Source organism: Streptomyces tricolor (genome assembly GCF_002155905.1).
Taxonomy (GTDB): Bacteria; Actinomycetota; Actinomycetes; order Streptomycetales; family Streptomycetaceae; genus Streptomyces; species Streptomyces tricolor.
On record NZ_MUMF01000824.1, the window covers coordinates 1 to 239 of the forward strand.

Below are 239 nucleotides of genomic sequence, written 5' to 3' on the forward strand. Positions count from 1 at the left end.
TGGAGCACTTCTGGTGGGGCGCGGTCTTCCTGGTCAACATCCCGCTGATGCTGGTGAGCCTCCCCGTGGGCCGGGCCCTGCTGCCCGAGTCCCGGGGCGACGGCGACGGCCCCTGGGACGTGACCGGCGCGCTGATGGCGGCGGCCGGGCTCTTCGGCGTGGTCCTCGGCGTGAAGCGGCTCGGCGGCGGCGAGGCGGCGGCGAGCCCCGTCACCGTGCTGCCGCTGCTGACCGGCGCG

Annotated in this window: 1 pseudogene; it reads left to right on the forward strand. The window is 76.6% G+C overall.

Features of this window, described 5'->3' with window-relative positions:
* Positions 1–239: pseudogene (locus tag CCN44_RS47000) on the forward strand (MFS transporter); the annotation flags it as partial.